At 32.2% G+C, this 12,999-nt stretch carries 13 protein-coding genes; 7 read left to right on the top strand and 6 right to left on the bottom strand.

The window, feature by feature from the left end; genetic code table 11:
• Window positions 1–20: 20 nt before the first annotated feature.
• Together ACFQ0S_RS04355 and ACFQ0S_RS04350 are read right to left on the bottom strand one after the other, a co-directional pair.
• On the bottom strand, window positions 21–353 hold the full coding sequence (locus ACFQ0S_RS04355; protein WP_379754375.1) for a MerR family transcriptional regulator: 333 nt from the start codon (window positions 351–353) through the stop codon (window positions 21–23).
• The gene (locus tag ACFQ0S_RS04350; RefSeq protein WP_379754372.1) at window positions 353–1,330 is read right to left on the bottom strand and encodes a peptidoglycan DD-metalloendopeptidase family protein; all 978 of its coding nucleotides are present in this window, start codon (window positions 1,328–1,330) and stop codon (window positions 353–355) included. The genes ACFQ0S_RS04355 and ACFQ0S_RS04350 overlap by 1 nt, the downstream gene beginning before the upstream one ends.
• Window positions 1,331–1,501: 171 nt before the next feature.
• On the opposite strand from ACFQ0S_RS04350, the gene alaS reads away from it, so the two are divergent.
• The 3 genes from alaS to ACFQ0S_RS04335 all read left to right on the top strand — a co-directional run bounded on the left by alaS (window position 1,502) and on the right by ACFQ0S_RS04335 (window position 5,028).
• Window positions 1,502–4,138, top strand: a complete 2,637-nt coding sequence (alaS, locus tag ACFQ0S_RS04345; RefSeq protein ID WP_379754369.1) for an alanine--tRNA ligase — start codon at window positions 1,502–1,504, stop codon at window positions 4,136–4,138.
• A gap of 18 nt (window positions 4,139–4,156) precedes the next feature.
• Window positions 4,157–4,420: a hypothetical protein gene (locus tag ACFQ0S_RS04340; protein WP_379754366.1), complete on the top strand. Its 264-nt coding sequence runs from the start codon at window positions 4,157–4,159 to the stop codon at window positions 4,418–4,420.
• A gap of 83 nt (window positions 4,421–4,503) precedes the next feature.
• Window positions 4,504–5,028 carry a hypothetical protein gene (locus ACFQ0S_RS04335; protein WP_379819054.1) on the top strand — a complete coding sequence of 175 codons (525 nt, stop codon included), beginning with the start codon at window positions 4,504–4,506 and terminating at the stop codon, window positions 5,026–5,028.
• 36 nt (window positions 5,029–5,064) lie between these two features.
• On the opposite strand, the gene ACFQ0S_RS04330 is transcribed toward ACFQ0S_RS04335, so the two are convergent.
• Window positions 5,065–6,810, bottom strand: coding sequence for an ABC transporter ATP-binding protein (locus ACFQ0S_RS04330; protein WP_379754360.1), 1,746 nt, complete (start codon window positions 6,808–6,810; stop codon window positions 5,065–5,067).
• A gap of 104 nt (window positions 6,811–6,914) precedes the next feature.
• Here ACFQ0S_RS04330 and ACFQ0S_RS04325 point away from each other — a divergent pair, with 104 nt between their 5' ends.
• Both ACFQ0S_RS04325 and ACFQ0S_RS04320 read left to right on the top strand, forming a co-directional pair.
• Window positions 6,915–7,865: a GSCFA domain-containing protein gene (locus tag ACFQ0S_RS04325; RefSeq protein WP_379754357.1), complete on the top strand. Its 951-nt coding sequence runs from the start codon at window positions 6,915–6,917 to the stop codon at window positions 7,863–7,865.
• Between the two features lie 2 nt (window positions 7,866–7,867).
• A complete protein-coding gene (locus ACFQ0S_RS04320; protein ID WP_379754354.1) occupies window positions 7,868–8,488 on the top strand; it encodes a DUF4230 domain-containing protein in 621 nt (206 codons plus the stop codon).
• A 5-nt stretch (window positions 8,489–8,493) separates the two neighbouring features.
• Here the strand turns inward: ACFQ0S_RS04320 and ACFQ0S_RS04315 are convergent, their stop codons facing one another.
• Window positions 8,494–8,802 (bottom strand): rhodanese-like domain-containing protein, encoded by a 309-nt coding sequence (locus tag ACFQ0S_RS04315; RefSeq protein ID WP_379754351.1) that lies wholly within the window; start codon window positions 8,800–8,802, stop codon window positions 8,494–8,496.
• Between the two features lie 113 nt (window positions 8,803–8,915).
• Between ACFQ0S_RS04315 and ACFQ0S_RS04310 the strand changes: the two genes are divergently transcribed.
• Window positions 8,916–9,680: an enoyl-CoA hydratase/isomerase family protein gene (locus ACFQ0S_RS04310; RefSeq protein ID WP_379754348.1), complete on the top strand. Its 765-nt coding sequence runs from the start codon at window positions 8,916–8,918 to the stop codon at window positions 9,678–9,680.
• A 177-nt stretch (window positions 9,681–9,857) separates the two neighbouring features.
• Here the strand turns inward: ACFQ0S_RS04310 and ACFQ0S_RS04305 are convergent, their stop codons facing one another.
• Window positions 9,858–11,135 (bottom strand): replication-associated recombination protein A, encoded by a 1,278-nt coding sequence (locus ACFQ0S_RS04305; protein ID WP_379754345.1) that lies wholly within the window; start codon window positions 11,133–11,135, stop codon window positions 9,858–9,860.
• A 226-nt stretch (window positions 11,136–11,361) separates the two neighbouring features.
• On the opposite strand from ACFQ0S_RS04305, the gene ACFQ0S_RS04300 reads away from it, so the two are divergent.
• Window positions 11,362–12,138 (top strand): rhomboid family intramembrane serine protease, encoded by a 777-nt coding sequence (locus ACFQ0S_RS04300; protein WP_379754342.1) that lies wholly within the window; start codon window positions 11,362–11,364, stop codon window positions 12,136–12,138.
• 7 nt (window positions 12,139–12,145) lie between these two features.
• Here the strand turns inward: ACFQ0S_RS04300 and rlmB are convergent, their stop codons facing one another.
• Window positions 12,146–12,880, bottom strand: coding sequence for a 23S rRNA (guanosine(2251)-2'-O)-methyltransferase RlmB (gene rlmB / locus ACFQ0S_RS04295; RefSeq protein ID WP_379754339.1), 735 nt, complete (start codon window positions 12,878–12,880; stop codon window positions 12,146–12,148).
• Window positions 12,881–12,999 lie beyond the last annotated feature (119 nt).

Here is a 12,999-nt window from a genome sequence, read left to right as displayed (position 1 = left end):
TTCAAATTGCTATTGCTATTTCAAAGTTCATTTTTAATATTTGTCAACTGAGTTCTTATAGTTTCTAATTTGCTAATAATTTCAAATTTGTCCAAAGTTTTCTTTTGGCCTTCTTTCAAATGGGTTTTCGCGCCTTCAAGAGTAAATCCTCTTTCTTTCACTAAATGAAAAATCAATTTCAAGTTAGTCACATCTTCGGGAGTAAACATTCTGTTGCCTTTTGCATTCTTTTTGGGTTTCAGAATATCAAATTCTTTGTCCCAAAAGCGAATTAAGGAAGCGTTAACATCAAAAGCCTTGGCAACTTCGCCAATACTGTAATACCTTTTGTTTGGTGATAATTCTATATGCATTAGTCTAAGGATTGATTTTCTTGATTCGCTAATTTTGTAATAATAACATACTCTGCTGCCGATATATTTCCGTAATAAAAATTCAAGGGGTTAACAACTTCATCATTTTTATGCACTTCATAATGCAAATGTGGTCCTTCAGATCGTCCTGTACTTCCTACATATCCTATAATATCGCCACGTTTCACTCTTTGTCCTGCTCTACAATTGTATTTGCTTAAATGACCGTATAAAGTTTCATATCCAAAACCATGCCTAATTACAATGTGGTTTCCATAGCCCGAAGCGGTATTGTCTGCTCGTTCTACCACTCCGTTTCCGGTAGCAAAAATAGGTGTTCCAGTTTTAGCAGCAAAGTCCATTCCTTCATGAAATTTTCTAGCTTTCGTAAATGGATCATTTCTGTATCCGAAACCAGAAGCAATTTGCTTCAAATTTTCATTTCTTACGGGCTGAATGGCCGGAATAGCCGCTAATAAATTATTTTTTTCTTTAGCTAATTTCAAAATTTCATCTAATGATTTCGATTGAATAACCAATTCTTTTGAAATTACATCAACTCGTTTCGATGTGTTTATTACCAAGTCCGAATTATTATAGCCTTCTAATTCTTTGTATCTATTTACGCCACCAAACCCTGCTTTTCGTTGCTCATTAGGAATAGCCGATGTGTTAAAATAAACCCTGTATATATTGTTGTCTCTATCTTCAATATCTGCCAAAACTTCGTCTATTTGATTCATTCTTTTGTTTAAAATCTCGTAGCGAAGCTTATAATTTTCTATTTCTCTGGCTTGCAATTTATCTTTAGGCGTTTCAAAAAATGGCGTATTCAAAAGTACAACAAAACATAAGAAACCAAATAAAGCCGAAGCAACTAAAAATAAGGCCACTACACCAAATTTTGTAGATATTTTTGTTTTTATCTTCCGATAAGCCAAATTTTCGGAATCGAAATAATATTTTACTTTCGCCATATTTTAAAATACCCTATTTTTGCTCTTTAAAAAAAGTTAGTAGAACAAATTTAATAAATGTTTCATCTGTTCTGATATTTTTTTAACAATATATTAAAGTTGATAAAGTTAATTGTTGTATTGTCAATTAATTATTCATTAGCAAACTAAAATACATTACAACCTTTAAAAATGAAATCACAAGACATTCGTAAATCTTATCTCAAATTTTTTGAATCTAAAGAACATTTAATTGTTCCTTCTGCACCAATCGTTCTAAAAGACGATCCCACCTTGATGTTCAACAACTCAGGTATGGCACAATTCAAAGAATATTTTTTAGGAAATGGAACTCCAAAAAGCAAGCGAATAGCCGATACGCAAAAATGTCTTCGTGTTTCAGGAAAGCATAACGATTTAGAAGACGTGGGCTTCGATACGTATCATCACACTATGTTCGAAATGCTTGGAAACTGGTCCTTTGGTGATTATTTTAAAAAAGAAGCTTTGGCTTGGGCTTGGGAATTTTTAACTGAAGTTTTAAAGTTAGACAAAGACCGTTTGTATGTTTCTGTTTTTGAAGGAAATCCTTCCGAAAATGTGCCGTTTGATCAGGAAGCTTTTGATATTTGGAGAATATACGTTCCAGAGGACAGAATTATTTTAGGAAATAAAAAAGACAATTTTTGGGAAATGGGCGATCAAGGACCGTGCGGTCCGTGTTCCGAAATTCATATTGATTTGAGAACAGATGCTGAAAGAGCAGCGGTTTCAGGACGAAGTTTAGTCAATGCTGATCATCCTCAAGTGGTTGAAATTTGGAATAATGTATTCATGGAATTCAATCGAAAAGCCGATGGTTCCTTAGAAAAATTACCAGCACAACACGTAGATACCGGGATGGGATTTGAGCGTTTGTGTATGGCTTTACAAGGAAAAACTTCCAATTACGATACTGATGTTTTTACACCATTAATTGAAAAAGTCGAACAAATTACGGGTTTAAAGTACACTTCCAATGAAGTAAAAAATACAACTGAGGAGCAAAATAAAACCAACATTGCCATTCGTGTCATTGTTGACCACGTTCGTGCTGTTGCTTTTGCTATTGCCGACGGACAATTGCCATCTAACACTGGTGCAGGTTATGTAATTCGAAGAATTTTACGTCGCGCTATTCGTTACGGATTTACTTTTTTGAATACCAAAGAACCTTTCATTAATAAATTGGTTGAAGTTTTAGCGAATCAAATGGGCGAGTTTTTCCCGGAAATCAAATCGCAACAACAATTGGTTACCAATGTCATTCGTGAAGAAGAGGCTTCGTTTTTAAGAACTTTAGATCAAGGATTACAATTATTAGACAAAGTGGTTGCTGAAACTTCAGGAAAAGAGATTTCAGGAGCAAAAGTTTTTGAATTGTACGATACTTTCGGATTTCCAATTGACTTAACATCATTGATTTTAAGAGAAAAAGGATATGAATTAGATGAAGCAGGATTTACAGCTGCAATGCAAGAACAAAAAAACCGTTCCCGTGCTGCATCTGAAGTTTCAACTGAAGATTGGAATGTATTAATTCCAGGAAATATAGAAACATTTGTAGGTTATGATAAAACCGAAAACGAAGTAAAAATTACTAGAATCCGTAAAGTTGATTCTAAAAAAGACGGAATTCTATACCAAATAGTTTTAGATAATACGCCGTTTTATCCCGAAGGCGGTGGTCAAGTTGGCGATAAAGGAAAATTATTTTCGCCGAATGAAACTATTGATATTTTAGACACAAAAAAAGAGAATAACTTAATTATGCATTTTGCAAAACAACTGCCTCAGAATCTAAATGCCAGTTTTATTGCTAAAGTAAATACCGATTTAAGAACGTCAACATCAAAAAATCACTCTGCGACTCACCTAATGCATTTAGCATTACGTAACATTTTAGGAACACATGTGGAACAAAAAGGGAGTTTGGTAAATCCCAATTACTTGCGTTTTGACTTTTCACATTTCAGTAAAGTATCTGATGAAGAATTACGTAAAGTAGAAGCAAGTGTCAATGCCCAAATCGAAGCACAATTGCAATTAATAGAGCACAGAAATATTCCAATTCAACAAGCTTTAGATAAGGGTGCAATGGCTTTGTTTGGAGAAAAATATGGAGATAATGTCCGTATGATTGAGTTTGGTGAAAGTAAAGAACTTTGCGGAGGTATTCACGTAAAAAATACAGCTGAAATTTGGCATTTTAAAATCATTTCAGAAGGCGCGGTTGCAGCAGGAATTCGAAGAATTGAAGCCATTACCGGTGATGCGGTACAGCAATTCTTTATCAATCAAGAAAATTCTCTAGCTGAGATAAAAGAAGCGTTAAAAAATCCGCAAGACATTTTAAAATCGGTTACTAGTTTACAAGATGATAATGCCAAATTGAAAAAACAAATTGATCAATTATTGAAAGAGAAAGTAGATGGACTGAAGAATGCCTTAGTTGCTGATTTTCAAGAAATAAACGGAATTGACTTTTTAGCCAAACAAGTAAATTTGTCTATGAGTTCGACTAAAGATTTAACGCAATTATTAGGAAACGCAAAACCAAATTCATTCGTAGTTTTAGCTTCAATAGAAGATGGATTGCCTAATATTCATTGTTATATTTCAAAAGAATTGGTTGCCGCAAAGGGGTTGAACGCAAATGTAGTAATAAAAGAATTAGGACAATATATTGATGGAAATGGTGGTGGACAACCTTTCTTCGCTTCGGGAAAAGGTAAAAATGTTGCTAGAATTAAGGAAGCTATAGAGAAAGCTATTGGATTTGTGAAATAATTTTTGTATTTTTATTACATGACAAGACACGAATTCATAACTAAACATTCCGACCTTTTTTGGTATATCAAGAAGGAAGCTATTCCAAATATTGGGAACGAAGTTTTGGCGGAATTTATTTTCAATTATGGCACTTGGCAAGATGTAAAAGATTTAATTAAAATCATTGGGCATAAAGAATTAAAACGTGTTTACGACGAAATAACTGATAGAAAAATCGGAAATTATTTGCCTGAAATGCTAGATTTAATGAAAAGAATTACATTGAAATATGCATCTTGAAATTCTAAATAACGAACAAAAAGAGTTGCTTACAATATTATCTCAATTTAAAAGAGAATATTATTTAGTTGGAGGAACGGCAATTGCATTGCATATTTGGTCATCGAAAATCTATTGATTTTGATTTATTCAAAGAAAAAGACATTCGAAAAAAAGATGTTTATTTGAAACTCAAAAATCTTGATTACAAAGTTTCGTTTGCCGATTATAATCAAATAAATATGTTGTCAAAAGGTGTAAAAATAACTTTTTTTTCATTTCCATATCAAGTTCCATTAAATGCAGAGTTAAAAGGTTTTCTTAAAATGCCCGATTTATTGACACTTGGTGCAATGAAAGCATTTGCTCTTGGAAGGAGGTCAAAATGGAAAGATTATATTGATTTATATTTTATTTTAAAATTTCATTATTCATTTCAGGAAATTGTAGTAAAAGCAAAAGAAATTTTTAAGGATGAATTTATTGAAAAACAATTTATTGCACAACTCGGCTATTTCAAAGGAATAAACTACGACGAAGAAGTTACTTTTTTAATTCCAAATCAACCAAGCGAAGAAGAAGTTAAAAGTTTTTTAACAGAAATAAGTCTTTCGGGATTGGAGTTTTGATTAAATCATAAATCGAAATTAGTTAATCATAATTCATTATTTTCTCTCCCCAATTTGCTGTCTCCACATCGCGTAATACAACCCTTTTTCTAATAATAAATCGTCGTGTTTTCCTTGCTCAATAATTTTCCCTTGTTCTAAAACAAAAATATTATCAGCGTGCATGATAGTTGAAAGTCGATGCGCAATTAAAACCGTAATTCGATTCGTATCTGAAATAGTTCTTATAGTCAAATTAATTTCTTCTTCGGTAATCGAATCTAAAGCTGAAGTAGCTTCGTCAAAAATCAATAAATTTGGATTTCGCAAAATTGCACGAGCAATTGATAATCGTTGTTTTTCACCACCAGAAACTTTAATTCCACCCTCGCCAATTGTCGAATTTAAACCGTCTTGCGCACGTTGCAATAAAGTTTCACAACTCGCTCTTTTTAAAACATCAAGCAATTCTTCATCAGAAGCGGATGGTTTTACAAACAATAAATTTTCGCGAATAGTTCCTGAAAACAATTGTGCATCTTGAGTAACAAAACCTAATTGTTGACGTAAATCTAACAAGTCAACTTCTTTCGAATTGATATCATTATACAATACTTTACCTTGAGCTGGCGGATATAATCCAACCAATAATTTCACTAAAGTTGTTTTTCCAGCTCCAGACGGTCCAACAAAAGCTATGGTTTCTCCTTTTTTAATCGTAAAATTGATGTTCTCAACTGCAGGATAATGTGCCGTTTTGTGTTTAAAACTCACATTTAAAAATTGCAATGATTCTATTTTTGCTATTGACTTAGGGTTTTCCGGTTTAAACTCCGATTGGGCATTCAGTAGATTTTGAAAATTTTCTAACGATACTTTGGTTTCATTTCTAACAATTATAAACGAACTTAATTCTTGTAATGGATTAAAAATAAAGAAAGTAAAGAAAACCATGGTTAGCAAATCACCAACAACAATTCGGTCTCCAAATAAAAAATAATATAAAGTAAAAACAACACATGTTCTCAATAGATGTACGGTTGTACCTTGAATAAAACTCAAACTTCGTATGAATCTGATTTTTTGTAATTCGAGACTCAATATTTTTTGTGTATTGTTGTTTAATCGTTTTTCTTCTTGTTGCGTTAAGCCTAAACTTTTTACGAGTTCAATATTTCGCAAACTTTCAGTAGTAGAGCCTGCAAGTGAATTGGTTTGCATAACAATTCTTCGTGAAATTACTTTTATCTTTTTTCCTAAAAAAGAACTTAATACGGCAATAATTGGCGCGGCAATTAAAAAGATAAAGGAAATTCGGTAATCGATTCTAGAGATGTAAATAATTACAAAAATAAACCCAACGATGGTTTGAAAAATTAGAGAAATAGATAAAGTGATTAATTTTTCTGAATCGGTTCTTACTTTTTGTAATCGGCTCAGCGTTTCACCACTGCGTTGGTCTTCAAAATCTTCGTAAGGTAAATCCAATGATTTTTTAATTCCGTCGGTATACATTTCGGCACCCGTTCGCTGAATGACAATATTGGTAAAATAATCCTGAAAATTTTTTGTTAATCGGGAAATCATTGATACACCTAAAGATAGTAAAAGCCAAAAACCAACTGCTTTTATAAATCCTACTTCGTTTCCTTTATATTTAGCAATCCCTACACCGCAATCCTGCATTAGTTTACCTGTAATAACCGAATCACTAAGACTAAAACAAATGTTTATAGCTGCCATTAATAAGGCAAATGATAATAAAATTTTATGTTTTTTGAGATAAGAATATAATAGGTTCATGTTGCTTATTTGTAGATGCAAAAATAGCGATTAATTAAGCAATAGAGAATCAATAATTTTTTTTGATTGCTATTTTGTATTTTTGAAAGATAATATATTTTAAAATGAACTTCACTACTAAAGTTTCAATTCCTGAAAGCCACGCACCAATTGATTACAATTCTAAAATTGTGTCTTTGGGTTCTTGTTTTTCGGAGAATATGGCGGAGAAATTCGAGTATTTTAAATTTAAAAATACTGTTAATCCGTTTGGTATCATTTTTAATCCAGTTTCTATTGAAAAATTGGTTTCAAGAGTAATAAATGAAGCAAAATTTACTGAAAATGATGTTTTCTTTTACAACGAACGTTGGCATTGTTATGAGGTTCATTCTGATTTGAGTACTAATGATAAAGAGGGATTTCTAGAAAATTTAAATGCGATTCTCCAATTTACACACCAACAATTAACCCAGTCTTCTCATATAATTATTACCTACGGAACATCTTGGATTTACAGATTAAAGTCGAATAACGAAGTAGTTGCCAATTGTCATAAAGTACCACAAAATCAATTTAATAAAGAAATTTTATCTATTGAAAGTATTGAAGAATCGATTCAAAACACTGTCAATTTAATTAGGAAATTAAATCCCGATTGTCAATTTATTTTCACAATATCTCCAGTTCGTCATATTAAAGATGGTTTTGTAGAGAATCAAAGAAGTAAATCGCATTTAATAAGCGCAATTCATCAAATACTAAATCTTAAATCTCAAGGACTAAATTATTTTCCTAGTTATGAAATCTTAATGGACGAGCTTCGTGATTATCGTTTTTATGCTCAGGATTTACTGCATCCAAATGAAACCGCAATAGCATATATTTGGGAGCGTTTTACAGAAGCTTGGATTTCGAAATTGACTCACGAAACCATGGTAGAAGTGCAAAGCATTCAAAAGTGTTTAGCACATCGCCCTTTTAATAGTAGTTCCGAAAGTCATATCAAATTTAAAAAGAAACTTGAAGAAAAAATAACTAAATTAGCAATAGAGTATCCATTAATTACTTTTTAGATATGCAAAAAAGAATCGTTTTAATTGTTCTAGGCTTACTTACTATTTTTTTCTTATTCAAGTTTTGTGAGTTTAAAAAAGAAGATACTTCAACTATAGATTACAACTCAAATCTAATTCAACAGCAAATTGTAAATGTTGGTAAATTAATCGTTACCGAAGGGCATTTTTCTCAAGTATTGACCTATAAAGATCAAGATAAATATTTTTTGGATTTAATTTCTTTCGAGAAAAAAGCCTTGATTATTGTTAATGCCGATGTTACTGTGGCTTATGATTTGCGTCAAATGAAATACGATATTGATAAGAAAAACAAAACCATTACCATTTTACATATTCCAAAAGAAGAAATTAAAATCTCGCCAGACATTCAGTTTTATGATGTCGAACAGAGTAAATTGAATCCTTTTACAGGAGATGATTATAATAAAATTAATAAATCTGTAAAAGCGAATCTTGCCAAAAAAATTGGAAAATCATCGCTTAAGGCCAATGCTCAAAACCGATTAATCAGCGAATTATCAAAAATATTAATTCTTACCAATACTATGGGTTGGAGGCTTCAATATGAAGACAAAATCATTATTAATGATTTAGATTTAAGTCAAAAAATAAAGATGTAACTATTTTATAATTTACTCTTTAAACTTTGCCAACCACCACCGTTAATTACCTTAATTTCATTTTGTTTCAATAAAGAAGTTGCCTGAGCACTTCGCATACCAGAGAGGCAACAAACAATTATGGGTTTGTTCCATTTTTTGATTTCATCTATTTTGCTTTCAAGATTGTTTAATGGAATGTTTTTAGCATTCGAAACGTGTCCATTATGAAACTCTGAAACACTTCTAACATCAATAATTACAGCTCCATTAGCAATAAATTCTTGAATGCTGTCTGTTTTACTTCCTAAACCTAAAAAATCGAATAATCCCATAATTTTACTATTTTATGTTGCAAATCTAGTTTGCTAAATAGAATTATTTGGTAACAAAAGTTACCTTAAACTAAAATAAATTCTATATTTGATATGATATTTAGATAAATACAATGACCGAGGCTTACGTAAAACAAGACATCCATAACGGAATTGCTACTATTGAATTTTTTCATCCAGAACACAATTCGTTACCAACAAATCTGTTGACAGCGCTAACAGAAACTATAACTAATGCGGGAACAAATGATACTGTAAAAGTAATTGTTCTTAAAAGTGTTGGCGATCGAACATTTTGTGCTGGAGCTAGCCTTAAGGAATTGGTTCAGATAAACGACATAGATTCTGGTAACGCATTTTTTTCTGGTTTTGCTAATGTTATCAATGCGATGCGCAAATGCCCGAAGTTTATTATTGGACGCATCCAAGGCAAAGCTGTTGGTGGTGGAGTAGGTATTGCAGCAGCAGCAGATTATTGTTTGGCGACTAAGCACGCGGCCATTAAGTTAAGTGAATTTACAATTGGTATTGGTCCTTTTGTAGTAGGTCCTGCCATAGAACGTAAAATGGGGATTTCGGCTCTGTCTCAAATGACAATAAATGCAACTCAATTTTTTGAGGCTACTTGGGCTAAAGATAAAGGATTGTATAGCGATGTTTATGATACCAATCAAGACTTGGATGATGCGGTCAAAGTTTTAGCAGAAAGTGTTTGTTTGTACAATCTAGAAGCCATGATGGAAGCCAAAAAAATATTCTGGACAGGAACAGATCGTTGGGATTTAATGCTAGCAGAACGCGCCGCCATTAGCGGAAGATTAGTTTTATCTGATTTTACTAAGGAAACGTTGAAGCGTTTTAAGCAAGCCAAAGTATAAATTTATCTCCATCTGAATTAAATGAAATGAATAAAAATTCTTTTTAAGACTTTTAAATAAATCTATTTAAAATACGTTGATTTTATTTAAACAAACCACTATCAAAATTTGCTTTTTTTTCGTTGAATAAGATTCTGAATTTAAAAAAAAAGTTATTATAATTTATCCTAGAATAATTTAATAGCCGTATTTATCTTTCCAACGATTTTTTAAAAATTCACGTGTGCCGTTTTCTCGGCTGTTGTTTCCAGGAATATAAATAGAAGTATTAGCAATAGAATCAGGTAAAAATTCCTGTTCAGTAAAATTATTTTGATAATCGTGAGAATATTTATAGTCTTCGCCATAGCCCAATTCCTTCATTAATTTTGTTGGAGCATTTCGCAAATGAATTGGAACAGGTAAATCGCCAGTTTGCGCTACAATTTCTTGTGCTTTGCTAATAGCTAAATAACTTGCGTTGCTTTTTGGAGAAGTGGCTAAGTATATAGCGCATTGACTCAAAATAATGCGGCTTTCAGGATAACCAATAGTTGCAACTGCCTGAAACGTATTGTTTGCCATAATAAATGCAGTTGGATTGGCATTGCTAATATCTTCGCTAGCTAAAATAAGCATACGGCGTGCAATAAATTTTACATCTTCTCCGCCTTCAATCATTCTTGCCAACCAATAAACCGCGCCATTTGGATCACTCCCTCGAATCGATTTTATAAATGCAGAAACAATATCATAATGTTGCTCGCCAGCTTTATCATAGAGTACAGTGTTTTGTTGAACCAATTCTAAAACACGATCATTGGTAATTAAAATTTCGTCTTCATTGGAGGCGTTTACGACCAGTTCAAAAATATTCAATAGTTTGCGTCCATCGCCACCAGAAAGTCTCAATAGCGCTTCTGATTCTTGCAAATTTATTTTTTTGGTTTTCAAAACAATATCAATTGTCATGGCTCGTACTAGCAAGGTTTCCAAATCTGTTTTAGAAAACGGATTTAAAATATATACCTGACAACGCGACAATAGGGCAGGAATCACTTCAAAACTAGGATTTTCTGTAGTGGCTCCAATAAGAGTAATCCAACCTTTTTCGACAGCCGCTAATAAAGAATCTTGTTGCGATTTGCTAAAGCGATGAATCTCATCAATAAACAAGATTGGGTTTTTTGCTGTAAATAACCCACCACTCTGTTTTGCTTTTTCTATAACATCACGAATGTCCTTTACTCCTGAATTAATAGCGCTCAAAATATAAAAAGGACGTTTCGATTCCTGTGCAATAATTTGTGCTAGAGTTGTTTTTCCTGTACCTGGCGAACCCCAAAAAATAAGAGATGGAATAATTCCTTTCTCTATTTGTTGAGTCAACGACCCTTTTGGACCAACAAGATGTGATTGGCTGATATAATCTTCTAACTTTTGTGGGCGAATTCTTTCGGCAAGAGGTGCTTCCATTTTTTTAAAATCTGAAATCAAAATTCGTTAATCTAAAATCAAAATTCAATAACTATTTTGGTAAAATTACTGTTTTTATTTGAGGTTACTAAATTTAACGATATTCTAATTAAAGTATTCATTCTATAATCTCTTTACTCAAATATGACAAAATAGCATTTAATATCTTTTTGGTTGTATTTTTGATTTATGTTAGATGTTGATAATTCCAAAACTAAAACAGCAAATGAGCGAAAATCATTTTAAATTCTCTACATCAGTTATTGCACTCCCTTTTTTGTTTGTCCTATTGCTTTGGGTTGTTTTTTGGGCAGGTATCAAATTTAATTTAGATATAGAAGAGTTAGGTATTTATCCAAGAACTTTTGTTGGTTTACTTGGAGTACTTTTTAGCCCATTTATTCACGGAAATATAGAGCACTTATATAACAATTCTATTCCGTTGCTAATTCTACTAGTCGCGTTACGATACTTCTATAGAGAACAGTCAAATAGAGTGTTGGGTTACGGAATTTTAATGTCTGGATTTTTAACTTGGATTATTGGACGAGAATCCTACCACATTGGCGCTAGTGGATTAGTTTATGTATTGGTTAGTTTTATTTTTTTTAAAGGAATTAGAACAAAATATTACCGATTAGTTGCTTTGTCTTTATTGGTTATTTTGGTTTACGGTAGTATGGTTTGGTATGTTTTTCCGAATATAGAAGAAGGAATTTCTTGGGAAGGACATCTCGCGGGATTAATTACCGGTTTTACCTTCGCATTAACTTTAAAAACGAATGATTACAAAAAATTAATTCGTTATGATTGGGAAGATCCAAATTATAACCCTGAAAACGATAAATTCATGCAACGATTTGACGAAAACGGAAATTTTGTCAATTTGCCCATTCCCGAATTGGTCGAGGAATTACCGATAAGTATTGATTCTACCTCTTCAGAATATTATGTAGAGTATGATGCTCATGAAAATAAATATATAATAAAAAAGAGAGAGTAATTTTATTTTAACTTCTTTGTCTTACTGCTTCATATAGAAAGGCTCCACAAGCAACAGAAACATTAAGCGACCCAATTGAACCAAACATTGGAAGTTTTGCTTTTTCATCAACAATTTTAAGTACCGATGGATTAATACCACGTTCTTCACTTCCCATTATTAAGGCTACACCTTCTTTTAAATCAATATCATAAATGTTTTGATCCGTTTTTTCGGTAGCAGCTACCGTTTTTATACCTGAACCTTGAAGATAGAATATGGCATCTTTTATATGTTCTACTTTACAAATAGGCACATTAAATACCGCTCCGGCTGAAGTTTTTACTGTATCTCCATTTACGGGTGCCGAACCTGATTTTTGAACAATTATTCCATTTACACCTGTACATTCTGCGGTTCTAATTATAGCGCCAAAATTTCGAGCATCAGATATTTGATCTAAAATTAAAAACAAGGGTTCTTTTCCAGATGCTAAAGTAGAATCGACCAAATGCTCTAATTCTATAAAACCAATTGGAGAAATACTTGCTACAGCACCTTGATGGTTATTTGGAGTTAAACGGTTTAGTTTTTCGACAGGAACATAAGAAAAATTGACGTTGGCTCGTTTCATGACTTTCATCAAATCCTTCATCAACTCGCCAGATATTTCTTTTTGTATAAAGACTTTATCAACTGCCGCACCTGATTGAATAGCTTCTATTATGGCACGAATTCCAAAAATTAAATGTTCTTTTTCCATGGCGTAAAAATAGTTAAAAATGCTTGCTTAAAAACAACTATTTTCTTTTTATTTTTAGGTTTATATAACAAAGGCGCTTAATTTTTTTATAAATTACAACTACATAAAAAAAGGGCTAA

This window comes from Flavobacterium myungsuense, assembly GCF_042677265.1.
GTDB lineage: Bacteria > Bacteroidota > Bacteroidia > Flavobacteriales > Flavobacteriaceae > Flavobacterium > Flavobacterium myungsuense.
This window is presented reverse-complemented; position numbering and strand designations above follow the sequence as displayed.